At 69.4% G+C, this 22,407-nt stretch carries 18 protein-coding genes and 2 rRNA genes (1 of these 20 running past the window's edge); 9 read left to right on the top strand and 11 right to left on the bottom strand.

Annotated elements, in window-relative coordinates:
• From V1457_RS13485 to ilvD, 3 genes are all read left to right on the top strand, one after another.
• Positions 1-2,444, top strand: a 23S ribosomal RNA gene (locus tag V1457_RS13485); it begins 641 nt to the left of the window's first position.
• Positions 2,445-2,571: 127 nt separating this feature from the next.
• A 5S ribosomal RNA gene (gene rrf / locus V1457_RS13490) occupies positions 2,572-2,689 on the top strand.
• Between the two features lie 96 nt (positions 2,690-2,785).
• Positions 2,786-4,477 carry a dihydroxy-acid dehydratase gene (ilvD, locus tag V1457_RS13495; protein ID WP_338604103.1) on the top strand — a complete coding sequence of 564 codons (1,692 nt, stop codon included), beginning with the start codon at positions 2,786-2,788 and terminating at the stop codon, positions 4,475-4,477.
• A 152-nt stretch (positions 4,478-4,629) separates the two neighbouring features.
• Here the strand turns inward: ilvD and V1457_RS13500 are convergent, their stop codons facing one another.
• Genes V1457_RS13500 through V1457_RS13525 form a run of 6 tightly spaced genes read right to left on the bottom strand, consistent with a single transcriptional unit; the run spans position 4,630 to position 9,923 of the window.
• Positions 4,630-5,385, bottom strand: coding sequence for an anti-sigma factor (locus tag V1457_RS13500; RefSeq protein WP_338604105.1), 756 nt, complete (start codon positions 5,383-5,385; stop codon positions 4,630-4,632).
• Positions 5,382-5,984 (bottom strand): ECF RNA polymerase sigma factor SigK, encoded by a 603-nt coding sequence (gene sigK / locus V1457_RS13505; protein ID WP_200070823.1) that lies wholly within the window; start codon positions 5,982-5,984, stop codon positions 5,382-5,384. Before sigK ends, V1457_RS13500 begins: the two co-directional genes overlap by 4 nt.
• A 51-nt stretch (positions 5,985-6,035) precedes the next feature.
• Positions 6,036-7,274 carry a cyclopropane-fatty-acyl-phospholipid synthase family protein gene (locus V1457_RS13510; protein ID WP_200070824.1) on the bottom strand — a complete coding sequence of 413 codons (1,239 nt, stop codon included), beginning with the start codon at positions 7,272-7,274 and terminating at the stop codon, positions 6,036-6,038.
• The gene (locus tag V1457_RS13515; protein WP_307850092.1) at positions 7,271-8,026 is read right to left on the bottom strand and encodes a DUF1365 domain-containing protein; all 756 of its coding nucleotides are present in this window, start codon (positions 8,024-8,026) and stop codon (positions 7,271-7,273) included. The genes V1457_RS13510 and V1457_RS13515 overlap by 4 nt, the downstream gene beginning before the upstream one ends.
• Positions 8,023-9,282 carry an FAD-dependent oxidoreductase gene (locus V1457_RS13520; protein ID WP_338604111.1) on the bottom strand — a complete coding sequence of 420 codons (1,260 nt, stop codon included), beginning with the start codon at positions 9,280-9,282 and terminating at the stop codon, positions 8,023-8,025. The genes V1457_RS13515 and V1457_RS13520 overlap by 4 nt, the downstream gene beginning before the upstream one ends.
• A complete protein-coding gene (locus V1457_RS13525; RefSeq protein WP_338604114.1) occupies positions 9,279-9,923 on the bottom strand; it encodes an alpha/beta fold hydrolase in 645 nt (214 codons plus the stop codon). Before V1457_RS13525 ends, V1457_RS13520 begins: the two co-directional genes overlap by 4 nt.
• Positions 9,924-10,046: 123 nt before the next feature.
• Between V1457_RS13525 and V1457_RS13530 the strand changes: the two genes are divergently transcribed.
• Positions 10,047-11,333, top strand: coding sequence for a cyclopropane-fatty-acyl-phospholipid synthase family protein (locus V1457_RS13530; protein WP_338604118.1), 1,287 nt, complete (start codon positions 10,047-10,049; stop codon positions 11,331-11,333).
• Positions 11,330-12,103: a DUF1295 domain-containing protein gene (locus V1457_RS13535; RefSeq protein WP_338604121.1), complete on the top strand. Its 774-nt coding sequence runs from the start codon at positions 11,330-11,332 to the stop codon at positions 12,101-12,103. The genes V1457_RS13530 and V1457_RS13535 overlap by 4 nt, the downstream gene beginning before the upstream one ends.
• Before the next feature lies 1 nt (position 12,104).
• Here V1457_RS13535 and V1457_RS13540 read toward each other — a convergent pair whose 3' ends face one another.
• The 5 genes from V1457_RS13540 to V1457_RS13560 form a co-directional block, all read right to left on the bottom strand.
• Positions 12,105-12,350 (bottom strand): zinc-ribbon domain-containing protein, encoded by a 246-nt coding sequence (locus tag V1457_RS13540; RefSeq protein WP_338604124.1) that lies wholly within the window; start codon positions 12,348-12,350, stop codon positions 12,105-12,107.
• Positions 12,351-12,597: 247 nt separating this feature from the next.
• The gene (locus tag V1457_RS13545) at positions 12,598-13,809 is read right to left on the bottom strand and encodes an amidohydrolase (RefSeq protein WP_338604127.1); all 1,212 of its coding nucleotides are present in this window, start codon (positions 13,807-13,809) and stop codon (positions 12,598-12,600) included.
• 248 nt (positions 13,810-14,057) lie between these two features.
• The gene (locus V1457_RS13550) at positions 14,058-15,083 is read right to left on the bottom strand and encodes a family 2 encapsulin nanocompartment cargo protein polyprenyl transferase (protein ID WP_338604130.1); all 1,026 of its coding nucleotides are present in this window, start codon (positions 15,081-15,083) and stop codon (positions 14,058-14,060) included.
• A 13-nt stretch (positions 15,084-15,096) separates the two neighbouring features.
• A complete protein-coding gene (locus V1457_RS13555) occupies positions 15,097-16,503 on the bottom strand; it encodes a family 2B encapsulin nanocompartment shell protein (RefSeq protein ID WP_338604133.1) in 1,407 nt (468 codons plus the stop codon).
• A 269-nt stretch (positions 16,504-16,772) separates the two neighbouring features.
• Entirely contained in the window at positions 16,773-18,179 is a 1,407-nt protein-coding gene (locus tag V1457_RS13560; RefSeq protein WP_338604136.1) for a family 2B encapsulin nanocompartment shell protein, read from the bottom strand.
• Positions 18,180-19,028: 849 nt separating this feature from the next.
• Between V1457_RS13560 and V1457_RS13565 the strand changes: the two genes are divergently transcribed.
• From V1457_RS13565 to V1457_RS13580, 4 genes are all read left to right on the top strand, one after another.
• Positions 19,029-19,325 (top strand): helix-turn-helix transcriptional regulator, encoded by a 297-nt coding sequence (locus tag V1457_RS13565; protein WP_338604139.1) that lies wholly within the window; start codon positions 19,029-19,031, stop codon positions 19,323-19,325.
• A 383-nt stretch (positions 19,326-19,708) separates the two neighbouring features.
• Positions 19,709-20,470 (top strand): hypothetical protein, encoded by a 762-nt coding sequence (locus V1457_RS13570; RefSeq protein ID WP_338604142.1) that lies wholly within the window; start codon positions 19,709-19,711, stop codon positions 20,468-20,470.
• Positions 20,467-21,633: a DUF6923 family protein gene (locus V1457_RS13575; protein WP_338604145.1), complete on the top strand. Its 1,167-nt coding sequence runs from the start codon at positions 20,467-20,469 to the stop codon at positions 21,631-21,633. The genes V1457_RS13570 and V1457_RS13575 overlap by 4 nt, the downstream gene beginning before the upstream one ends.
• Positions 21,634-21,715: 82 nt before the next feature.
• Positions 21,716-22,387, top strand: coding sequence for a TNT domain-containing protein (locus tag V1457_RS13580; RefSeq protein WP_338604149.1), 672 nt, complete (start codon positions 21,716-21,718; stop codon positions 22,385-22,387).
• Positions 22,388-22,407 lie beyond the last annotated feature (20 nt).

Here is a 22,407-nt window from a genome sequence, read left to right on the forward strand (position 1 = left end):
GATGGCGTGCCTTTTGAAGAATGAGCCTGCGAGTTGCTGCTGCGTGGCGAGGTTAACCCGTGTGTGGGGGAGTCGGAGCGAAAGCGAGTCTGAAGAGGGCGTTGAGTCGCGTGGTGTGGACCCGAAGCGGGGTGATCTACCCATGGCCAGGGTGAAGCGCGGGTAAGACCGTGTGGAGGCCCGCACCCACCAGGGTTGAAAACCTGGGGGATGAGTTGTGGGTAGGGGTGAAAGGCCAATCAAACTCCGTGATAGCTGGTTCTCCCCGAAATGCATTTAGGTGCAGCGTTGCGTGGTTCCTGGGTGGGGTAGAGCACTGGTTGGTTGATGGGCCTTGTTGGTTACTGAAGTCAGCCAAACTCCGAATACGCCTGGGTTTAGCGTGGCAGTGAGACGGTGGGGGAGAAGCTTCATCGTCGAGAGGGAAACAGCCCAGAGCATCGGCTAAGGCCCCTAAGTGTGTGCTCAGTGGAAAAGGATGTGGGATTGCTGAGACAACCAGGAGGTTGGCTTAGAAGCAGCCATCCTTGAAAGAGTGCGTAATAGCTCACTGGTCAAGTGGTCCTGCGCCGATAATGTAGCGGGGCTGAAGTACACCGCCGAAGCCATGCCGATCATACTTTTGTGTGGTTGGGTAGGGGAGCGTCCTGCATGCAGGGAAGCATCCGGGTAACCGTGGTGTGGAGTGTGTGGGAGTGAGAATGCAGGCATGAGTAGCGAGTGCAGAGTGAGAATCTCTGCCGCCGAGTGACCAAGGGTTCCTGGGGCAGGTTCGTCCGCCCAGGGTGAGTCGGGGCCTAAGGCGAGGCCGACAGGCGTAGTCGATGGAGAACGGGTTGATATTCCCGTACCCGTGTACACGCGCCCATGGTGAAACGGTTGAGACTAACCATCCGCGAGCATTGGTGGTCTTCGGACTTCTGGTGTGAGTGCATGGGACCTGATGCCGGAGTAGTCAAGTGATGGGGTGACGTAGTGGGGTAGCTGTGCCAGTGAGTGGTGGTACTGGTGTAAGCCTGTAGCCCGTTGTCCAGGGAAATCCGGGCAACTATGTGGGTGAGGGGTGATGCGTAGCCGTGGTGGTGAAGTCAGTGTGCCCGTGCTGCCGAGAAAAGCCTCTAGCGATGTGTGTGCATGGCCCGTACCCGAAACCGACACAGGTGGTCCGGTAGAGGATACCGAGGCGGTCGGGTGAACTGTGGTTAAGGAATTCGGCAAATTGCCCCCGTAACTTCGGGAGAAGGGGGGCCAGTGCTGGTGAACCCGCGTGCCGGGGGAGCTGGTGGTGGCCGCAGAGGCCAGGGAGAAGCGACTGTTTACTAAAAACACAGGTCCGTGCGAAGTCGTAAGACGAGGTATACGGACTGACGCCTGCCCGGTGCTGGAACGTTAAGAGGACCTGTTACCTCTCTTTGGAGGGGGAAGCGGAGAATTTAAGCGCCAGTAAACGGCGGTGGTAACTATAACCATCCTAAGGTAGCGAAATTCCTTGTCGGGTAAGTTCCGACCTGCACGAATGGCGTAACGACTTCTCCGCTGTCTCGACCACAGGCCCGGTGAAATTGCAATATGAGTAAAGATGCTCGTTTCGCGCGGCAGGACGGAAAGACCCCGGGACCTTTACTATAGCTTGGTATTGGTGTTTGGTTCGGCTTGTGTAGGATAGGTGGGAGACTGGGAAGTGCTCACGCTAGTGGGTGTGGAGTCGTTGTTGAAATACCACTCTGGTCGTTCCGGGCATCTAACTCGGGTCCGTGATCCGGATCGGGGACAGTGCCTGGTGGGTAGTTTAACTGGGGCGGTTGCCTCCTAAAGGGTAACGGAGGCGCCCAAAGGTTCCCTCAGCTTGGTTGGTTATCAGGTGGTGAGTGTAAGTGCTCAAGGGGGCTTGACTGTGAGACTGACGGGTCGAGCAGGTGCGAAAGCAGGGACTAGTGATCCGGCACTGGCTGGTGGTAGTGGTGTCGCTCAACGGATAAAAGGTACCCCGGGGATAACAGGCTGATCTTGCCCAAGAGTTCATATCGACGGCATGGTTTGGCACCTCGATGTCGGCTCGTCGCATCCTGGGGCTGGAGTTGGTCCCAAGGGTTGGGCTGTTCGCCCATTAAAGCGGCACGCGAGCTGGGTTTAGAACGTCGTGAGACAGTTCGGTCCCTATCCGCCGCGCGCGTAGGAGTCGTGAGGAAGGCTGTCCCTAGTACGAGAGGACCGGGACGGACGGACCTCTGGTGTGCCAGTTGTTCCGCCAGGAGCAGGGCTGGTTGGCTATGTTCGGGAGGGATAACCGCTGAAAGCATCTAAGCGGGAAGCCTGTTCCAAGATGACGGTTCCCACCCTTGATGGGTTAAGGCCCCCTAGAGATGATGGGGTTGATAGGCTCGGCATGGAAGTTCGGTAACGGATGGAGTGGACGGGTACTAATAGGCCGAGGACTTGCCCACAGGGATGTCTCGTGTCCACTATATGGTGTCTGAGGCAACAACTCGTTGGTTGTTGTGTTTGACTTGTGAATATTGGTTTTCACCTTTGGTGAGCACACCCGTATGGGGTTTGGGTGTGTGTTGGTTTGTCGGTGGGTATAGCGGAGCGGGGTACGCCCGGTCCCATTCCGAACCCGGAAGCTAAGCCCTCCAGCGCCGATGGTACTGCACTTGTGTGGGTGTGGGAGAGTAGGACACCGCCGACAATACTCGTAAATGGGAAGGCCCCGGAACCACGGTTCCGGGGCCTTCTGCTGTCCGGGGCCGAGAAACCACAGCCACCGAGGACTATCCTCGGCGGGATGAGCAACCCAGCAGCGCACCAGGCGAACCTCAAACCCCGCAGCCACGAAGTCACCGACGGGATGGAGCGCGCGCCTGCGCGCGGGATGCTTCGGGCGTTGGGGATGCAGGACGACGACTTCGCGAAGCCGCAGATCGGCGTCGCGTCCTCGTGGAACGAGATCACGCCATGCAACCTGTCGCTGCAACGGCTGGCGCAAGCCGGCAAGGAAGGCGTCGACGTTGCGGGCGGCTTCCCGATGGAATTCGGGACGATCTCCGTCTCGGACGGGATCTCGATGGGACACGTCGGGATGCACTATTCGCTGGTGTCCCGGGAGATCATCGCCGATTCGGTCGAGACGGTGATGCAGGCCGAGCGGCTGGACGGCTCGGTGCTGCTCGCGGGCTGCGACAAGAGCCTGCCGGGAATGCTGATGGCCGCCGCGCGCTTGGGCCTGGCGTCCGTTTTCGTCTACGCGGGGTCGATCATGCCCGGCAAGGTCGACGACCAAGAGGTCACCATCATCGACGCGTTCGAGGCGGTCGGTGCGTGTGCTCGCGGATTGATCGGCCAGGACCAGGTGGATCGCATCGAGCGCGCCATCTGCCCGGGCGAGGGCGCCTGCGGCGGGATGTACACCGCGAACACCATGGCGTGCGCCGCGGAGGCGCTGGGCATGTCGGTGCCGGGGTCGGCGAGCCCGCCGTCGGTGGACCGCAGGCGGGACGCCAGCGCGCGGGACGCGGGCCAGGCCGTGGTCGGCATGCTGCAGAAGGGGCTGACCAGCAGGGACATCATGACGAAGGAGGCGTTCGAGAACGCCATCGCGGTCGTGATGGCGTTCGGCGGATCGACCAACGCGGTGCTGCACCTGCTGGCGATCGCCCGGGAAGCCGATGTCGACCTGACGCTGGAGGACTTCAACCGGATCGGCGACCGGGTGCCGCACCTGGCCGACGTGAAGCCGTTCGGCCGGCACGTGATGCCCGCGGTGGACCGCATCGGCGGGGTTCCGGTGGTGATGAAGGCGCTGCTGGACGCGGGACTCGTGCACGGCGACTGCATGACCGTCACCGGCAAGACCGTGGCGGAGAACCTGGCCGAGCTGGACCCGCCGGAGCTCGACGGCGACGTGCTGCACTCGTTGTCGAACCCGCTGCACCCGACCGGGGGCGTGACGATCCTGCGCGGATCGCTGGCTCCGGAAGGCGCCGTGGTCAAAAGCGCCGGTTTCGACACCGCATCGTTCGAGGGCACTGCGCGGGTGTTCGACGGTGAGCAGGACGCGATGGACGCGGTGGGCAACGGGACCGTGCAGCCCGGCGACGTGGTGGTGATCCGCTACGAGGGGCCGCGCGGTGGTCCGGGGATGCGGGAAATGCTCGCGGTCACCGGAGCCATCAAGGGCGCTGGGCTGGGCAAGGACGTGCTGCTGCTGACCGATGGGCGTTTCTCCGGCGGCACGACCGGGCTGTGCATCGGGCACGTGGCGCCGGAAGCCACCGATGGTGGGCCGATCGCGCTGGTCCGCGACGGGGATCGCATCCACCTCGATCTCGCGGCCCGGACCTTGGACCTGGTCGTCAACGAAGACGAACTCGCCGTCCGGAGGCGGGAGTGGACCGCGCCGGAGCCGCGGTTCCGGCACGGCGTGCTGGGCAAGTACGCCCGCCTGGTCGGCTCCGCGGCCGAAGGCGCCGTGTGCTGACTCGCCGGCCCGGCCGACTCGGAGAAGCGGCCGACTCGAGAGGCGGCTGACTCGGAGATGCCGGGACCGCAGAACGCCCCGCACTCCGCACCGAGAATCCGAGTGAAGGACCCGTTCGACCCGATGGGTCCGGGTCCTTCACTCGGGATCGGTCAGGTCGCCAGCGGCACGGTCATGATCGGCGGTGTGGTGGGCGCCGGAGAGCCGCCGTCCGGTTCGACGGTGACGCCGAGCGTGGCGGTTCCGGCGGGCATCGCGGCCATCATCGGCTCGGTGCCGTCGCCGCGACCCTGCTCCAGCAGCCCGGCCGGGGTCGCACCGTCCGCTCCGATGAACCAGAGCTGGTAGTCGTGCTCGCTCGGCGCCGGAGCCATCCCGCTGGTCATGAACATCGCCTTGCCCATCTCCTGGGAGACGATCGCGGTGGCCCGCGAGCCGGACGGACCGGCCGAGTTCAGCACCCGGGTGTCGGGTGCCTGCAACACCTGCGACATCTCGTCGCCGCGAGCGCCCGCGGCGATCATCCGGTCCTTGGTGTCGGCGAGTTCCTGCTGCGCGCGCAGCGCGAGCACGCCGAACGCGCCGGCCAGTGCGATCCCGAGGACCGCAGCGACCGCGGCCAGCCGGACGCCCCAGGGTTTGCGCCGCGCCCGCGCCTGAGCCAAGGGTGCCGGTGGCGGCGGGTCCTGCCGGGTCTGCGCGACCTCCGCGAGCACCCGCTGCTTGAGGCCGTCCGGAACACCCGATTGCTCGGTGGCGGCGAGCCGGGCCGCGGCTTCGCGCAGCTCGCGGACCTCCTGGCGGCAGTCCTCGCAGCCGGCCATGTGCAGCTCGAACTCGGCGCGTTCGTCGTCGGGCAACGCGTCCACGGCGTATGCGCCGGTCAGCGTGGCGAGGTCGGTGCTCATCGGCCCACCCCCAGGCAATCGCGCAGGCGGATCAACCCGTCCCGCAGTCGCGTTTTGATGGTGGAGGCCGGAGCTTCCAGCAGCCCGGCCGTTTCCCGGTAGGTGTAGCCGCGATAGTAGGTCAGCAGCACCGACTCGCGCTGCAGCTCGGTGAGCGTGCTCAGGCAGCGCCGCACCTGCCGCTGCTCCCACCGCGTGGTGACGGATTCGCTGACCTCGTCGAACGGCCTGCCCTGGTCGCGGGCTCCGACGCGGGCCTCGCGGTCCCGCCCGGCCTGCGCCGAACGCACCCGGTCCACGGCTTTGCGGTGCGCGACGGTCAGCACCCAGGTCAGCACGCTGCCGCGCTCCGGCCGGTAGTGCGTGGCGGTGCGCCACACCTCGACCAGCGCTTCCTGAGCGACTTCCTCGGACTGCGCGGCGTCGCGCACGATGCGCTGGACGAGCCCGAACAGCGAACCCGCGATCAGCTCGTAGAGCTGCTCGAAGGCGCGTTCATCGCCTTTGGCGACTTCGGCGATGAGCGCTTGCGCGTCCGGACCTCCGTCGTCGGCGGGTGGTGGCACCCGCCGGGGTCCGTGCTGCGGGAGTTCTGGCATCTGCTGGGTCCCTTCTTGGCCGCGGTCGCGACCGCCCGGTCGTGGCAGTGTTCAGGCCGCCGGCGGTTTGCCGAAACCGAGCTGCCAGACGTCGAGGTAGCCGGAGCGGAATCCGGCTTCGCTGTAGGCGAGGTAGAACTCCCACATCCGCCGGAACCGTTCGCCGAAGCCGAGCTCGGCGATCCGCTCCCGGTTCTCGATGAACCGGTTGCGCCAAGTGTGCAGGGTCGTGGCGTAGCTCGGGCCGAAGGAGTGGCGTTCGATACCGCGCAGGCCGGTGTGCCGGCGCACGCATCGCTCGATCGCCTGCAGCGAGGGCAGTTCGCCGCCGGGGAAGATGTACTTGTGGATCCAGGTGCGGGAGCGGCGCGAGGCCAGCATCCGGTCGTGCGGCATGGTGATCGCCTGTAACCCGATGCGCCCGCCCGGCGCGAGCAGCCGGTCCAGGGCGCGGAAGTAGCCGGGCCAGTACTCGGCGCCGACTGCTTCGATCATCTCGACGCTGACGATCGCGTCGTAGCCGCCTTCGGCGTCGCGGTAGTCGCGCAGCTGCACGTCGACGCGGTCGGCGAGGCCCGCTTCGGCCAGCCGCTTCTGCGCGAGTTCGCGCTGCTCGGTGGACAGGGTCAGCGTCGTGACCTGCGCACCGCGCTCGGCCGCGCGCAGCGCGAGCGAGCCCCAGCCGGTGCCGATCTCCAGCAGCCGCGTGTCCGCACCGACCCCGGCGAGGTCCAGTACCGCGTCCAGCTTCGCCCGCTGGGCCGCTGCGAGGTCCCTGCCGGGCGCGAACAGGCCGGACGAGTAGGTCATCGTCTCGTCCAGGAACGCGGCGAACACGTCGTTGGACAGGTCGTAGTGCCGTTCGATGTTGCGCCGCGAACCCGCGGCGGTGTTGCGCTCCGCGGCGAGCTTCGGCGGGTCGACCCACCGGCGCAGGCCTTGCAGCGGTTTCGGCACCAGCCGCGGGAGCCGTTCGGCGAACGGGGTGAGCAGGTCGGCGGGTTCCGGGCTCTCCCATTCGCCCGCCATGTACGACTCGCCGAAACCGATCTTGGAGTCGGCGCCGAGCCGGTGGAAGAACGCGGCCGGATCGGTGATCCGCATCAGCGGGGATCCTGCGCCGCCGCTGCCGAGCCGTTCGCCGCCCGCCAGCGCGATCTGCACCGGCAGGTCGCGCACGGCGTGCCGGAACAGCTTCTCGGCCAGGTAGGCGCGGGCGGGCGAGTCCGGCGCGGCTTCGAGCGCTTCCCACGGTGGGGTGCTGGTGGGCTGGTGCAGGGCGGTGCTCATCGGATGCCTTCCTGGTGGACGTGCGGCTTTCGGGGCGCGATGCGAACTCCGCGCAGCCACAGCGCGATGCCGTGCCGCCGGATCAGCGCGGCGACGCGGTGCGGGAGCAGGGGGCGGCGCAGCAGCTCGCGCACGATCGCCGGCACGGTCGCGGGCCTTCGGCTTCCGGTGAGCACGGCCGTCAGGCGCGGGCCGGACTCGTCGCGGAATCGGATGCGCACGTGGACGCGCTCGCCGGGCGGAGGGATCCGCATCTCGTAGTGGCCGTTCTCGGGCAGGAACGGGGAGACGTAGAAGTGCTTGCCGGTCTCGGCGCGGCCCTCCGCGTCCGGGTGCAGCAGGTAGCAGTGCCGCTCGCCGTAGGTGTTGTGCACCTCGGCGACCACGCACGCCTGCTCGCCGTCCGGGCGGTGGCACCAGTACACGGTGATCGGGTTGAACACGTACCCGAGCACGCGGGCGTGCGCGAGCATCAGGATGCGGCCGCCGCGCAGGTCGATGCCCTGCAGCCCGAGCCAGTGGTCCACGTTCGCGCGGATGCTGCGGTCCGGATCGCCGAGGTGGTCGCGCGCGTCGAAGCGGGCGAACGGCCGCAGCCACCTGGGCAGCCGCGGCAGTTCGTCGAGGTCGACCAGCCAGGTGTGCAGCCGGTGCCGGAAGCGGTTCGGCACGTCGCCGTGCCGGGTGTGCGAGACGGTGACGTCGTAGAGCGCTGGGGCGTCGCAGCGCACCGGGGCGGTGGGCACGGTCACCACCCCGCTCCGAACGCTTCGGCGGCCCGGACGCCGCTGGCGCAGCCGTCTTCGTGGAATCCCCAGCCGTGGTAGGCGCCCGCGAACCTCGTGCGGTCGTCCCCGAGCCCCGGAAGAAGGCGTTGCGCTGCAACGGAATCCGGCGTGTAGATGGGATGCCGGTAGTGCATCCGGGCGAGTGTCCGGTCCGGACGGACCCGGCCTGCCGGGTTGAGCGTGACCAGGTAGTCCGCCGGTTCGGCCAGCCGCATCAGGCGGTTCATGTCGTAGCTGACCAGCACGTGCCCCGGAATCGCCGCGCAGCTGGGCTTGTGGTGGTTCCAGGACGCCCGCGCGCCGCCGCTGCGCGGCAGCACTGCCGGGTCGGTGTGCAGCCAGGTCTCGTTCTCGGAGTAGCCGAAGGAGCCGAGGACCTTCCGCTCCGCCGGGGTCGCGTCGGCCAGCAGCGCCAGGGCCTGGTCGGCGTGCGTGGCCAGCACCACCCGGTCGGCCAGGTGCGTGCGGTCGGCTTCGTCGCGGATCTGCACGTGGTCCTCCGCGCGGCGCACCGCGCGGACCGGGGTGTGCACTGTGGACAAACCTGCGGCTGCGCGCTGAACGTACTCGCGCGAGCCGCCTTCGACGGTGCGCCAGGTGGGCGAGCCGGACACCGACAACATGCCGTGATGGCGCAGGAACTCGAAGAGGTACCGCGCCGGATAGCGCGCGCTGGTGGCGAAATCCGCCGACCACACCGCGGAAACCAGCGGCAGCGCGAAGTGGTCCACGAAGTAGCGGGAAAATCCCTGCGTGCTCAGGAAATCGCCGAGGGTGACCTCGTCCGCCTGCGCGCCGGGAGCGTCCAGCAGCCGGTTCGCCGACCGGTGGAAGCGCGGAACCTGGGCCAGCATCCGCAGGTAGCGGGCGCGGAAAGCGTTGCCGCGCTGGGCGAACAGCCCGCCTGCGCGCTTCGCGCCCGCGTACTCGAGCCCGCAGCCGTCGCAGGACACGCTCATCGACATCTCGGTTTCGCGGGTGCGCACCCCGAGTTCGCCGAACAACCGCAGCAGATTCGGGTAGGTCCGCTCGTTGTGCACGATGAACCCGCTGTCCACCGGCAGCACTCGGCCGTCCGAAGTGGTCAGACGGTGCGTGTGCGCGTGCCCGCCGAGCCGGTCGTCGGCCTCGAAAAGCAGCACGTCGTAGCGCCGCCGCAGCAGGTGCGCGGCGGTGAGGCCGGAGACTCCGGCGCCGATCACGACTACCGTCCCGGTCATCGCACCGGCTCCTCGCCCGCGAGCAGCGCGCGGACGAACCGCCTGGTCAACGCGTTCCATTCGGGCCTGCGCCGGAGCATGGCGTGCCCCGAGCGGGGAACTCGCCGGTAGGTCACCGCTGGCGCGTCCGGTTGCCGCCGCGCGCGCACCGCGTAGTCGGCCGACGCGGCCGCGGAGGTCACCCGGTCCTCGTCGCCGTGCGCGATCAGCACCGGCTTTCCGCGCAACTGCTCGACCGGTTCGTCCTGCTCGACCCACGGAGCCAGCGCGCAGACCCCGCGCACACCGGGCTCGCCCGTGAGCCGAAGCGCGACCCGGCCGCCGAGGGAGTGCCCGACCAGCACGATCCCGGCCTGCGGGTGCTCCCGCTGGATCCGCTCCAGCGCCCAGCGCGCGTCCGCGACGGCGTCCAGGTCCGGTTCGTTCCAGCCCCGGAAGCGGTTGCGCAGCAACCACACCTGCGCGGAGCAGCCGGCGCCTGCGCTGTGCAGCGACCGCGCCACGGCACGCATCCGCAGGTAGGCGAGCTGGTGGCCGCGTGCGGGGGCGTGGCTGGTGGCCCGCCCGCCGTGCAGCACCAGCACGATCGTGCCGGGGGTGTCCGCGCGGGAGCGCAGGACCCGCAGCTTGGGGGATTGCATACCCGTTGTTCGCAGCCGCCGGGCGTTCGGGCTGGTCGTTGTCGGATGGATCACAGCGAGCCGTCCGGGGCGCCGCGGGCTCCGAACCACCCGCGATCGAAACGCTCGGGGAAGGTGTGCGTGTTGCGTGCTCGGCAGGCTGCGGAACGGATCGAAGGCGTGCTGCGGGACCTCGTGGGAGTGCCGTTGCCGGTTGGCGTGGTGGCCTGGGACGGCAGCACCGCCGGTCCGCGCAGCGGGCCGCGGGTGGTGCTGCGCAGGCGGCGTGCGTTGCGGCATCTGCTGTTCAGCCCGGGTGAGCTCGGTCTGGCGCGGGCGTTCGTCTCCGGCGATCTCGACGTGGAAGGGGATCTCGCGGAAGGGTTGCGCCGTTGCTGGGCGGCGTTCCGCGAGCAGCGGGTGGACAAGCCGCGGTTCGGGCCTTCGGCGTGGCGGCGGATGCTGGGCGAGGCCGTCGCGCTCGGCGCCATCGGCCCGCGGCCGAAGCCGCCCGCCGGCGAGGCCCGCCCGAGCGGTGCGCTGCACAGCCGCCGCCGGGACCGCTCGGTGATCGCGCACCACTACGACACCGGCAACGAGTTCTACGAGCTGCTGCTGGATCCGAGCATGGCCTACTCCTGCGGGTACTTCACCGGCGACGGCGGGCTCGCCGAGGCGCAGCGGGCCAAGCTCGATCTGATCTGCCGCAAGCTCGGGCTAACCGCGGGGATGCGGCTGCTGGACGTCGGTTGCGGCTGGGGTTCGCTGATCCTGCACGCCGCGCGGCACTACGGGGTGCACGCCACCGGCGTGACGCTCTCCGCGCAGCAGGCCGGGCACGTGCAGCAGCGCATCGAGGAATCGGGGCTGTGCGGCCAGGTTCACGTGCGGCTGCAGGACTACCGGGAGGTCCGGGACGTCGAGCCGTTCGACGCGGTGGCCTCGATCGAAATGGGCGAGCACGTCGGCACGGACCAGTACCCGATCTACGCGGCCGCGCTGCACCGGCTGGCGCGGCCCGGTGCGCGGGTGCTCGTCCAGCAGATGTCCCGCGCCGGGACCGCGCCCGGCGGCGGCGCGTTCATCGAGTCCTACATCGCGCCGGACATGAGCATGGTGCCGGTCGGGCGCACCCTGGGGTTGCTGGAAGACGCCGGCCTGGAGATCCGGGACGTGGAGGCGATCCGGGAGCACTACGTGCGCACCGTCGAAGCGTGGGCGCGCACGCTGGACGAGAACTGGGACGCCGCGGTCGAGCTGGTCGGGCCGGAGCAGGCCAGGGTGTGGCGGCTGTACCTGGCGGGCGGCGGACTCGCGTTCGAGGAGAACCGCATGGGAGTCAACCAGATCCTCGCCGTTCGGCCCACTGTGGACGGACGTAGCGGACTGCCCGTCGCCGGGCGTTCGACCGTGCTGGAGGGTGTGCGATGAGCCCGTTCGCCGCCGCACCGCTGGCCGCGCTGGCCACGGTCCTGGCCAGCTACGGCATCGCCCGCCTGCGCGGGCGCTGGGACACGATCGACAGCGTCTGGGGTGCCGGTTTCGCGGTGATCGCGCTGGTCACCGCGCCGTTCGGAGCCGGAAGCCCGGCCGGGTGGGCCGTCGTGGCGCTCACCGCCGTGTGGGGTGTGCGGCTGTCGGTGCACCTGCACACCCGCAACGCGGGCAAGCCGGAAGACCGCCGCTACCGGGAGATGGCGCAGCGCTACGGCGATCGCGTCGGGGTGCTGATGTTCGTGCGGGTCTACCTCGTGCAGGGCGTCGTGCTGTGGTTCGTTTCGCTGCCCGTGCAGGCCGCGGTAGCCGCCGAGCCCGCGCTGCCGGGCGCGGCGGTGTTCGCGGTGCTCGGCGGCTTGGTGTGGCTGATCGGCTTCGTCTTCGAGGCGGTCGGGGATCGGCAGCTGCGCAGGTTCAAAGCGGACCCCGCCAACGAGAACGCGGTGCTCGACACCGGGCTTTGGCGCTACACGCGGCATCCGAACTACTTCGGGGACGCTTGCGTGTGGTGGGGGCTGTACCTGCTGGCGTGCCAGAGCTTCGTCGGTGTGGCGACCGTGCTCTCACCGGTGCTGATGACGTGGCTGCTCGCGCGCGGCACCGGCAAGCCGATGCTGGAACGCGGCCTGGCCGAACGTCGTCCCGCCTACGCCGACTACGTCGCGCGCACCAGCGGGTTCTTCCCTCTCCCGCCGCGGCGGTGAGTCAGGCGCGCGGCGACTCCCGCAGCAACCGGGCGGCTTCGGCCTTGGAGATCGTGGCCGTTCGGGCGCAGCGGGTGCAGGTGAGCGTCCGGCGGACGCGGACCGGGAACAGCGGGATGAAGAACACCGTGAACTTCGTGACCACCCGGTCCAGCACCGCTGCGTACTGCCCACCGCAGGCGTGGCAGACCAGCAACAGCACGCCCAGTCGCCGCGCGGTCCGCCGAAATCCGAAAAGGATGAACACGACACCAGCCTACTGCCGCCGCCCGCACCGGTTCGCCGACGGTGAACGGACCGTTCGGCGCTCCTATGTTGGGCAAATCCAGTCGGACGAACAGTCCGTTCACTCGGATCGACGTACTTGATCGCGGTGGTGCGTCGGCGTGTCGGACCCGGTCCGCGTACGCACGGTGGACTCTGAGCGAACGGACCGTTGGTCCGAACAGATTGGACGAGCAGGCCGTTCACTCGGATCGATTTGCTTGCGAAGGTCAGTTGCTGAGGTAGGAGAGGGCGGCGGTGACCAAGGTCCGGACGCCGGAGTCGATCGTGGGGTGCAGCGTCGGGGCGAACTGGGCGGAGTGGTTCGACGGGACATCCGGGCCGGGAGCGAGCGTGCCGTCCGCGGCGAACCGCGCCGGGTCGATGCCGCCGACGAACCAGAACACCGACGGCACTCCGGCGGCGCGCCCGAACTCGCCGAAGTCCTCGCTGCCGGTGATCAGCGGGCCGTCGTGCACCTGGTCCGGCCCGAACTCCTCGCGGAACCGCGCGGTCAGCGCCTCGGTCGCCGCTTCGTCGTTGACCGTCGGCGGGTAGGAGGCCGTGGCGGTGATCTCCGGTTCGCGCGGCGCCGCGGACGCCGTCGACTCCGCACGCACGATGCGCCGCACCGCCTCGTTGACCTTCTCCCGCACCGGTTCGGCGAACGAGCGGATGCTCAGCTGCAGCTCCGCCTCGTCCGGGATCACGTTCTCCTTGGCTCCCGCGTTCATCGCGCCGACGGTCACCACCGCCGCGTCGGTCGCCCCGATCTCCCTGGACACCACGGTCTGCAACCGCAGCACCGTCGAAGCCGCCAGCACCACCGGGTCGACCGTCGCCTCCGGCCGCGACCCGTGCCCGCCGCGGCCGAACAGCCGGACGTGCAGCGTGTCGCTGGCGGACATGGCCAGGCCGGAGCGGGTGAGCACGTGCCCGGCGGGCATCGGCGCGAGGTGCTGGCCGAGCGCCACGTCCGGGGTGCCGAAGCGGTCGAACAGCCCGTCCTCGACCATCGCGCGCGCACCGCCGCCGGCCTCCTCCGCGGGCTGGAGCACGAACAAGATCGTGCCGGACCAGGAATCCCGCCTCGCGGCAAGGCTTTCCGCCGCACCGAGCAGCCAGGTGACGTGCATGTCGTGCCCGCAGGCGTGCGCCACCGGAACCTCGATGCCCTGCGAATTCGTCGCGACCCGGGTGCTGGCGTAGGACAGCCCGGTCTCCTCCCGCACCGGCAGCGCGTCCATGTCGGCGCGCAGCAGCACGGTCGGCCCGGCACCGTTGCGCAGGACCCCGGCCACGCCGGTGCGGCCGATCCCGGTGGTGACTTCGCACCCGGCCGCGCGCAAGGCCTCCGCCCCGATGCCCGCGGTCCGGTGCTCCTCGAACGACAGCTCCGGGTTGCGGTGCAGGTCGACGTAGCGGCTTTCCAGGTCGCTCATGTTGCTCCTTCCGGCGGTACTGCCCGGAAGTCTCGGATCGCGTCGTGCTGCTTGCAACGTGCGCGAGAGCGACGCGACACGCGACGGGACGGTAGCGGGCCGAGCGGATGATCCCAGGGCGCGGTCGCCGGTGGAGGTCCACTCGCGACCATCCGTCGTGGACTGCTCCGGCCGCAGCACTGCGCGAACCGGCCGGACCCGCGGCGGTGCCTGCGGCAACGGTCCACCCGCTCGGCACCGCCGCGGTATCAGTACTTCCTGCTGGTGAGCATCCTGGTCAAGCCGGACAACTCCGCCGCCACCTCCGGTGCCGGGTCGGCCAGCCGCAGCTGCTCGTGCGCCTCCCGCTCGCACCGCTCGACGCGTTGCAGGCACCATTCCCGGCCGCCGGCCTCGGTCACCAGCTCGGCCGCCCGCACCGCGTCCTTTTCGGACAGTTCGGTGGCGCGCTCGTAGAGCTCGGCGAGTTCGCCGCCCGCCGCGGTGCCGGAGTTCAACGCGGCCACCACCGGCAGCGACTTCTTCCGGTTCCGCAGGTCCGAATGCACCGGTTTCCCGGTCACCGCCGGATCGCCCCAAATGCCAAGCAGGTCGTCCACCAGCTGGAACGCCAAGCCGAGCCGGGTGCCGAAGCGCCGCAACCGCTGCGCCCGCTCCGGCTCGGCACCGCCGAACGAAGCGCCGAGCGCGCAACTGCAACCCAGCAGCGAAGCCGTTTTCGCGCTCACCATCGTCAAGCACTCCGGCAGCGCCACATCGGAGCGGCGCTCGAACGACATGTCCGCGCTCTGCCCGTCGACCAGGTTCAGCACCGTGCTGTTGAGCTCCTGCAACCCGGACATCGCAGCCGGATGCCCGCTGGCGGTGAGCACATCCGCAGCCAGCGTCAGCAGCGCGTCACCGGCGAGGATCGCCGCACCCGAACCGAACACCCGCCACGCCGTTGGCCGGTGCCTGCGGGTCAGGTCGCCGTCCATCACGTCGTCGTGCAGCAGCGAGAAGTTGTGCACCAGCTCCACGGCCACCGCCGCGGGCAGCGCCGACTCGGCGTCCGCGCCGACGGCACGCGCCGAGAGCAGCACCAGGTTCGGCCGGATCGCCTTGCCCGCCGGAGCCTCCACCGGTGCGCCGTGCTCGTCCCACCAGCCGAAGTGGTGCCCGACGATGCGGCTCATCGACTCCGGCAGCGTGCCCACGGCCGCACGCAGCGCGGGGTCCAGCAGGGCGCGCCCGGCCGCGAGGGTGTCGGGCACGCCGTCGACTCCCGTGCTCATCCGCGAAGTCCCTTCACCGCGTGGTCTCGACGTGTTCGAGCACCCCGAGCGCGTCCGGCACCAGCACCGCCGCCGAGTAGTAGGTGCTGACCAGGTAGGAGCTCACCGCGTGCTCGTCGAGGTTCATGAACCGCGCGTTCAGGCCCGGCTCGAGCTCGTCCGGGATGCCGGTCTGGTGCAGACCGATCACGCCGCTGTCCTCGGCGCCGGTGCGCATCGCCAGGATCGAGGTGCTCCCGGACTCGTCGATCGGAATCTTGTTGCACGGCAGCAGCGGAACTCCGCGCCAGCCGGTCAACCGCGCGCCGTCGGTTTCGACGGTGTCCGGCACCACGCCGCGCTTGTTGCACTCGCGGCCGAACGCCGCGATCGCCTTGGGATGCGCGGCGAACAGCTTCGTCCCGCGCCGCCGGGACAGCAGCTCGTCCAGGTCGTCCGGCGCGGGCGGGCCGGTGCGGGTGTGGATCCGCTGCGAGAGGTCGGCGTTGTGCAGCAGTCCGAAATCGCGGCTGTTGACCAGGTCGTTCTCCTGGCGTTCGCGCAGCGCCTGGATGGTCAGCCGCAGCTGCTGCTCGGTCTGGTCCATCGGCGTGCTGTAGAGGTCGGTGACCCGCGTGTGCACCCGCAGGATGCTTTGCGCGACGGCCAGTTCGTACTCGCGCGGCGCGGTCTCGTAGTCGACGAAGGTGCCGCCGAGCAGCTGTTCCCCGGAATGCCCCGAGTTGATGCCGATCTCGGCCTCGCCGTGCTTGTTCTGCGCCTTGCGCGGCCGCGACCCGACCTGCTCCAGATGTGCCCGCAGCGAATCCGTGCGGTCGCGGATCTCCTGCAGCACCGGGGAACGCAGCGCCAGCACCGTGCACGCGGTGACGGCTTTGAGATCGCACCGCCAGTTGCCGTCCTCGCCGGTCAGCACCTCGTCGCCGATGTGGTCGCCGTCGGCGATCATGCCGAGCACCGCGTCGTCGCCGTACTGGCCGCGGGTGAGCTTGTGCACCTTGCCGTGCGCGACCAGCAGCAGCCGGTCGATCGGCTGGCCCGCCTCGGCGATCACGTCGCCCGCGGCGTACTCGTGCTGGGTGAACCGGTCGGCCAGCGCGCCGAGCGCGCCGGAGTCGTCGAATCCGCGCAGCGCGGGCAGTTCCCGCAGCTCCTGCGGCACGACCTGCACGTGCGCGCCGGTGTTGACGAAGGTGATGCGCCCGTCGCCGAGCGTGTAGGTCAACCGCCGGTTCACCCGGTACGTGCCCGCGGTGGCCTCCACCCACGGCAGCTTGCGCAGCAGCCAGCGGGAACTGATGCCCTGCATCTGCGGCGGAGTCTTGGTGGTGGTCGCCAGGTTCCGCGCCGCGGCGGTGCCCAGGCTCAGCGCCGGGCGGTCGGTCTGCTGCCGGTCTGCGGTGTCGATCTCGCGGGTCATGCGGCTCCCGTCGGTTCCGAGCCTGTTCTGGATCATGTTGCGTGGGTGGTCGGGTAGCGGTGCCGGTCGCTCCGGTGGTGTGAGTGGCTACGGGTTCGCAGCGAGTGAACGGACCGTTCGCCCGAACTATTGGGGCGAACAGGCCGTTCACTCCGAACGCCGCTGCGCGCCGACCACCGGCCACAGTGGACGCCGTCGTTTCGGTCCACAGTGGATAGCTGTCGGCCGGGGCTTGCGGCCGAGGCCGGTGACCCCGGCCGCCCCGGGCTTCAGCCGTCGCGCCCGACCTCGACGTTCTCCAGCACGCCGAGCGCGTCCGGGGTCAGCACCGCCGCCGAGTAGTAGGTGCTGACCAGGTAGGAGATCACCGCGCTCTCGTTGATCCCCATGAACCGCACCGACAGGCCCGGCTGGTACTCGTCCGGGATGCCGGTCTGGTGCAGGCCCACCACGCCCTGGTTCTGCTCGCCCGCGCGCAGCAGCATGATCGAGCTCGACCGCGTCTCGGACACGCCGATCTTGTTGCAGGGCAGCAGCGGCACACCGCGCCACGCCGGGAAGTGGTGCCCGCCGAACTCCACGTTCTGCGGGTACAGGCCGCGGTGGCTGCACTCGCGGCCGAACGCCGCGATCGCGCGCGGGTGCGCCAGGAAGAAGCTGGGTTCCTTCCACACCGTGGACAGCAGCTCGTCCATGTCGTCGGGTGTGGGCGGGCCGGTGCGGGTGTGGATGCGCTGCGCGAGGTCGGCGTTGTGCAGCAGCCCGAAGTCGCGGTTGTTGATCAGCTCCTGCTCCTGGCGCTCGCGCAGCGCCTGGATGGTCAGCCGCAGCTGCTGCTCGGTCTGGTTCATCGGCTGGTTGTAGAGGTCCGCGACGCGGCTGTGCACCCGCAGCACCGTCTGCGCGACGCTGAGCTCGTACTCCCGCGGCGAGAGCTCGTAATCCACGTAGGTGCCGGCGAGTTCGGTCTCGCCGACGTGCCCGGAGCTGATGTCGATCTCGGCCTCGCCGTGCTCGTTCTGCGGCTTCGGCCGGTCGCTCAGCGCCTGCTGGATGTGCGTGCGCAGCGACTCCGCCGCGTTCATCTCCTGCAGGCTCTGGTGCCGCAGGGTGAGCACGGTGCAGCCGGTCACGGCCTTGACGGTGTGCTTCCACGAGCCGTCCGCGGAGGCCAGCGCCTCCGCGCCGAAGTACTCCCCGCTGGCCATCACGCCGAGCACGGTGTCGTCGCCGTACTCCCCGCGGCCGATCTTGTTGGCCTTGCCGTGCGCGAGCAGGAACACCTGGTCCACCGGTTGCCCGGACTCGACGATCACGTCGCCGGGGCCGAACTCCTGCTGCACGAAGCGGTCCGCGAGCGCGCCCAGCGCCGACTCGTCGTCGAACCCGCGCAGCAGCGGCAGTTCGCGCAGCTCCTGCGGGATGACGCGGACTTCGCTGCCGGTGTTGGTGCAGGTGATCCGGCCGTCGCCGAGGGTGTAGGTGAGCCGGCGGTTGACCCGGTAGGTGCCGCCTGCGGCCTGCGTCCAGGGCAGCATCTTCAGCAGCCACCGCGAGGTGACGCCCTGCATCTGCGGCGGGGTCTTCGTCGTGGTCGCCAGGTTCCGCGCCGCTGCGGTGCCCAGGCTCAGCTGCGGCCGCTCGTTCTCATCGACACCCGTATCCGCCACGGTCACGAGGTACACCACCCAATCTTCGCTACGAGGTTGTTGCCTGGTCTTCGGGACGGGATCCCGGATTCCCGCGGTAGTCGGCCAGGAGTTCACCGACCGAGCCGGTGAACCGCCGGTCACCGGGCGCGAGCCGGTACCGGGACCACGTCCAGGGATGGTTTCGGGCGCGCACATCGAGGGGTTGTGCGCACCCGCACCGGCCCGTGCCGAATCCGGCGGCGGGCAGCATTGCCCGCACACCCGTCAATTGCACGGATCGATCGCGTTGTCCGGTCGCGCTTGTGCGTTTCCAGCGGTGATTCCGGCGCGCGGTCGGCATTTGGGCCGACGATTCCGGCCGGGTCGAGTTCTCTCGATCAGTTGCTTGGCGGTGCAGACGCTAGCACCGCCGGATGGACCCGTATAGTCACCCGAAGGAGCTAAGCGATGGGGCTCGATCGTTCCGTGACCGATTTCCTCGATGATCACTCGATCGGCCTGTTGCATCACTTGAAGTAGTTGTTGGTGGAACGAATTCCTGGGCTTCGAGCGCTGCGCCGCGCGGCGTTGCGATTAACGGGGCCGGTTTCTCGGTCGAATTGCATTCGGTGCGTGCGCACTCCTGCTCTGACCGGGGGAGCAGGAGCGCGCTGCTCGCTTGGCGAAGCCGGTTGCCGCCGCGGCGCATCGCTGCAGTAGCGTTCTGTGCGGGGAAAACTCAGCTCGCCGACAAAATCTCAGGTTTCTCGAAATCGGCTCGGACGTGCGGGTTGTCGTGGGGGACTGTTGGTAGCGGCGTGCGATCAGCGTGGGATGTTTCGCGATGGCGTCGCGTGCGGGCGGCGCCTACTGGGTCGGAGGAGGACGGCCACGATGCGGTGGAATCTGCGGCTGGCGGCGGCCAATCGCGGTATCTGGAAAGCGGGCGAACTGCAGCGCAGGCTGGCCGAGCGGGGACTGGTCGTGTCCGCGGGCAAGATGTCCGCGCTGTGGTCCGGGCAGCCCAGCAGCGTGAAGCTGGACGATTTGGACGTGCTGTGCGCGGTGCTCGGCTGCGAAGTCGGGGAACTGCTCATTCCGCAGCCGGAACGGGTGCCGCCGGCGAGCTCTTCCGCGGATCCCGGTGGTGCGGCCGAAACCGGCGAGTCCGGGCGGTCCGGTTCCGGATGAGCGTTTCCGGAGGACCGTGCGCGCGATACCTTTTCCGGTCGCACGGCCAAGCGCCGAAGGGCGATCAATCGAGAGTGATGATGATCACTAGAATTCGTTTCGTGGTGAATGGGAGGTGGTACTGCTCCGAAGCGGTGATCGATGGTTATTCGGTCGGATGAACCCGACGGTGGCGGCCTTGTGCGGCATCCGCCGTGCTGGCTAGTTTGTCGATCGGCCGTTCGCACCCGAGATGAATCCCCGCGCGTCGACGGTGGATCGAGTGCCGACGGCTCGGCTCCCGCGATAATGCTCGCGGGAAATACGGCGCGAACGGTCGTGCGCGTTTCCAGTGTTTCCGCGCATCCGCGGTTCGCGTGCATCGGCGGTCGGAAAGGAATGCGATGCAGATCTACCTCGCCGGAGCCCTGTGGGTCGCCGGAGCGGCCGCGGTCGGTGCCTTGCTCGCCTGGGCCGTGCGGCGATTCGGCCTGGACGAAGGGCGGCCGGACAACAACGAGGCCACCGGGCAGGTCTTCGTCATCGTCAGCGGGCTGCACGCGGTGATCGTCGGGTTCGTGCTGATCTCGCTGTTCGACGCCGTTTCCACCACCAGCGACGGGCTCGACGCCGAGGCCGAGGGCCTGGTCGCCGCATCTTGGGCGGCGGACTCGCTGCCCGGTCAGACGGGTGCCGAGGTGCGCAGCCTGGGCGACAGCTACGCCCGCAACGTCGTGGACTACGAGTGGCCGCAGCTGCGCGCCGGGCAGGACGTCACCGGGCCGGGCTGGCAGCAGCTCGACGCGATCCGCGGCGCCATCGCCGCGTCCGAACCGGTCGGGGAGTGGCAGGAGGACCGCAAGACCGAGGCGTTCAGCCGACTCTGGGAGGTCTACCACGAGCGCCAGGCGCGACTGGCCGCGGTCGAGGACAACCAGGTCGCCGAGGTGGTCTGGTTCGTGCTCATCATCGGCACCGTCGTGACGGTGCTGCTGCCGAACCTGTTCGGTGGCACCAAGTTGTGGCCGCAGGTCGTGCTCATGTCCACATTGGCCGGTGCGTTGACGTTGCTGCTGTTCGCGATCTACCAGCTGCAGAACCCGTTCAACGGAACCTCCGCGATCCAGCCGGACGCGCTGGAGTGGGCGATGGGGCGGCTGACGTGAGTCCGGCGGCGCGCAGGCTGGCGGGAGCTTCCGCGGCCTTCGCGGCGGTGGCGGTGTCCGTTCCGGTCCTCACGGCGGCGGATTCCCCCGGCAAGTGCGGCATTCTGCGTACGCAGACCACAGCGGACCCGTTTTCGTCCACTGTGGAGCGCGTGGACCCGGGCAGCGGGGAGCCGACGCAGGTCGCGGAGCTGGACGAGGTCGTGGATGCGCTGGGCTTCTCCTCGTCGCAGGGCGTGGCGTACGGGATGGCGGGCGACTTCGCGCACGACCACCCGGACGGTGCGCCACCCGGCAGGCGTGCAGTGACGATCTCGCCGGACGGAACGGTCACCGACGCGGGCAGGGTGCCGTGGGCGGTGTTGCGGGCCACCGCGGGCGAAGTCGTCGGCGACCGCTGGTACCTCGGGGCGCTGAACTTCCTGTACGTGGTGGACATCGACCCGGACAGCCCCTCGTACCTCGACATCACCGAAACCACCGCGCTGCACGACCCGGCGCTGGCGGTCGGGATGCACGACTTCGCCGCGGATCCGGTGGACGGTGATCTCTACGGCGTTTCCTCGCTGCTGCCGGGTCCGGCGCGGGTGGTGCGCATCGACCCGGGCACCGGGGACGTGCAGGTCGTGCCGGGTGCCCGCTTGCCTGGCGAGACGGTTTACGGCTCGGTGAGCATCGGGCCGGATCGTTCGCTGTTCGCGTTGGCGCACGACGTGGACGGGGCGAGCAGGCTTTACCGGGTGGATCGAGACGGGGAGGTTCGCGAGCTGGCCAGCGGTCCCGTGGTGCTGAGTTCGGACTCCGCGGGCTGCATCGGCGAACCCGGCCCGCCACCACCCGAGCCCGCACCGCCCGAACCCGCGCCACCGGAGCCGCCCCCACCGGACCCACCCCCGCCGGAGCCGCCCGCACCGCAGCCACCCGCACCAGCGCCGCCCGCTCCGGAACCCCCCGAGGCCGCGCAGCCCGCGCCCGAGCCGCCCGCTCCGGAACCGCCCTCGCCACCCCCGGACTCCGGCCGCGACCGTCCCGTGATGTTCCCCCCGGAGGAATCCGACGACGAACAGCCGACCCCCACCGAAGAGAAGCGCCGCTGGGGCCTCACGACGCTGTTGCTGATACTCGGCGGCGGCGCAGCAGCACGCTCGGTCGGCCGCCGCTGAGCAACCGATCCGGCAGGAATCACCCGATGCGGCCGGCCGCGATCGCGCAGCCGCCGTCCCGACGACCAGGAAGAGGACTTCGATGATCGGAATTCCCGGCTCGCCGGGTGTGCTGCGCGCCCGCGGCGTCCGCCTGCTGCTCGCGCTGTTCATGGTGCTCTCGGCAGGCATGCTGCCTGCGCTTCCGGCGCACGCGGAGCCGGAACCGTGCACGGGAGTCCACCAGGGCGACGAGCGGCTGGGGCCGGAGAACCTGCCTGCGGCTCGGCAGCGCCCGGTCGGGCCGCTGCTGGCCGGTTACTCGCGGACCGGTGAGCTCAGCACCGAGGACTTCCTCGACCGGTATTGGGATCCGGGCGCGGACAGCTGGCGCTACCCGCCGCAGGACGGTTTCGCCGTCGGCCCGGACGGAGCTGCCCGCAAGCACCCGCAGGTGTTGCGGGCCGGTACGGACCTGGACCGCTTCGGCTCCGAGTTCGGCTCGTTCCTGGCCCCGGCGGGCGATCACTACGCCGAACGTTCGCTGCCGCCGCAGAGCCTGCTCACCCGCGAACCGCGATTCCCGTGCGGTTACCACGAATACGAGGTGGCGCGGGACTTCACCGCGTGGCAGGGCGAGATCGCACCGTGGTTCGCGCAGCGCGGCGGCGGGCAGCAGATCCTGCTCGATCCCGAGTTCCTCGATCCCGGGCAGGGGCAACGGTTGAACGTTCGGTGGCTGGTGGCGCACGGCTACCTCGAACCAGCAGGCTGATCCGGGGCCTGCGGTCACCG

It is taken from the genome of Saccharopolyspora sp. SCSIO 74807 (genome assembly GCF_037023755.1).
In the GTDB taxonomy this organism is placed as follows: domain Bacteria; phylum Actinomycetota; class Actinomycetes; order Mycobacteriales; family Pseudonocardiaceae; genus Saccharopolyspora_C; species Saccharopolyspora_C galaxeae.

Bases quoted from the DNA above. Each gene is read 5' to 3' on its own strand.
- V1457_RS13510 (WP_200070824.1), bottom strand. From the start codon at position 7,274: ATGAGCACCGCCCTGCACCAGCCCACCAGCACCCCACCGTGGGAAGCG.
- V1457_RS13500 (WP_338604105.1), bottom strand. From the start codon at position 5,385: ATGAGCACCGACCTCGCCACGCTGACCGGCGCATACGCCGTGGACGCG.
- V1457_RS13535 (WP_338604121.1), top strand. From the start codon at position 11,330: ATGAGCCCGTTCGCCGCCGCACCGCTGGCCGCGCTGGCCACGGTCCTG.
- V1457_RS13580 (WP_338604149.1), top strand. From the start codon at position 21,716: ATGATCGGAATTCCCGGCTCGCCGGGTGTGCTGCGCGCCCGCGGCGTC.
- V1457_RS13555 (WP_338604133.1), bottom strand. From the start codon at position 16,503: ATGACCCGCGAGATCGACACCGCAGACCGGCAGCAGACCGACCGCCCG.
- ilvD (WP_338604103.1), top strand. From the start codon at position 2,786: ATGAGCAACCCAGCAGCGCACCAGGCGAACCTCAAACCCCGCAGCCAC.
- V1457_RS13525 (WP_338604114.1), bottom strand. From the start codon at position 9,923: ATGCAATCCCCCAAGCTGCGGGTCCTGCGCTCCCGCGCGGACACCCCC.
- V1457_RS13550 (WP_338604130.1), bottom strand. From the start codon at position 15,083: ATGAGCACGGGAGTCGACGGCGTGCCCGACACCCTCGCGGCCGGGCGC.
- V1457_RS13520 (WP_338604111.1), bottom strand. From the start codon at position 9,282: ATGACCGGGACGGTAGTCGTGATCGGCGCCGGAGTCTCCGGCCTCACC.
- V1457_RS13570 (WP_338604142.1), top strand. From the start codon at position 19,709: ATGCAGATCTACCTCGCCGGAGCCCTGTGGGTCGCCGGAGCGGCCGCG.
- V1457_RS13545 (WP_338604127.1), bottom strand. From the start codon at position 13,809: ATGAGCGACCTGGAAAGCCGCTACGTCGACCTGCACCGCAACCCGGAG.
- V1457_RS13565 (WP_338604139.1), top strand. From the start codon at position 19,029: ATGCGGTGGAATCTGCGGCTGGCGGCGGCCAATCGCGGTATCTGGAAA.
- sigK (WP_200070823.1), bottom strand. From the start codon at position 5,984: ATGCCAGAACTCCCGCAGCACGGACCCCGGCGGGTGCCACCACCCGCC.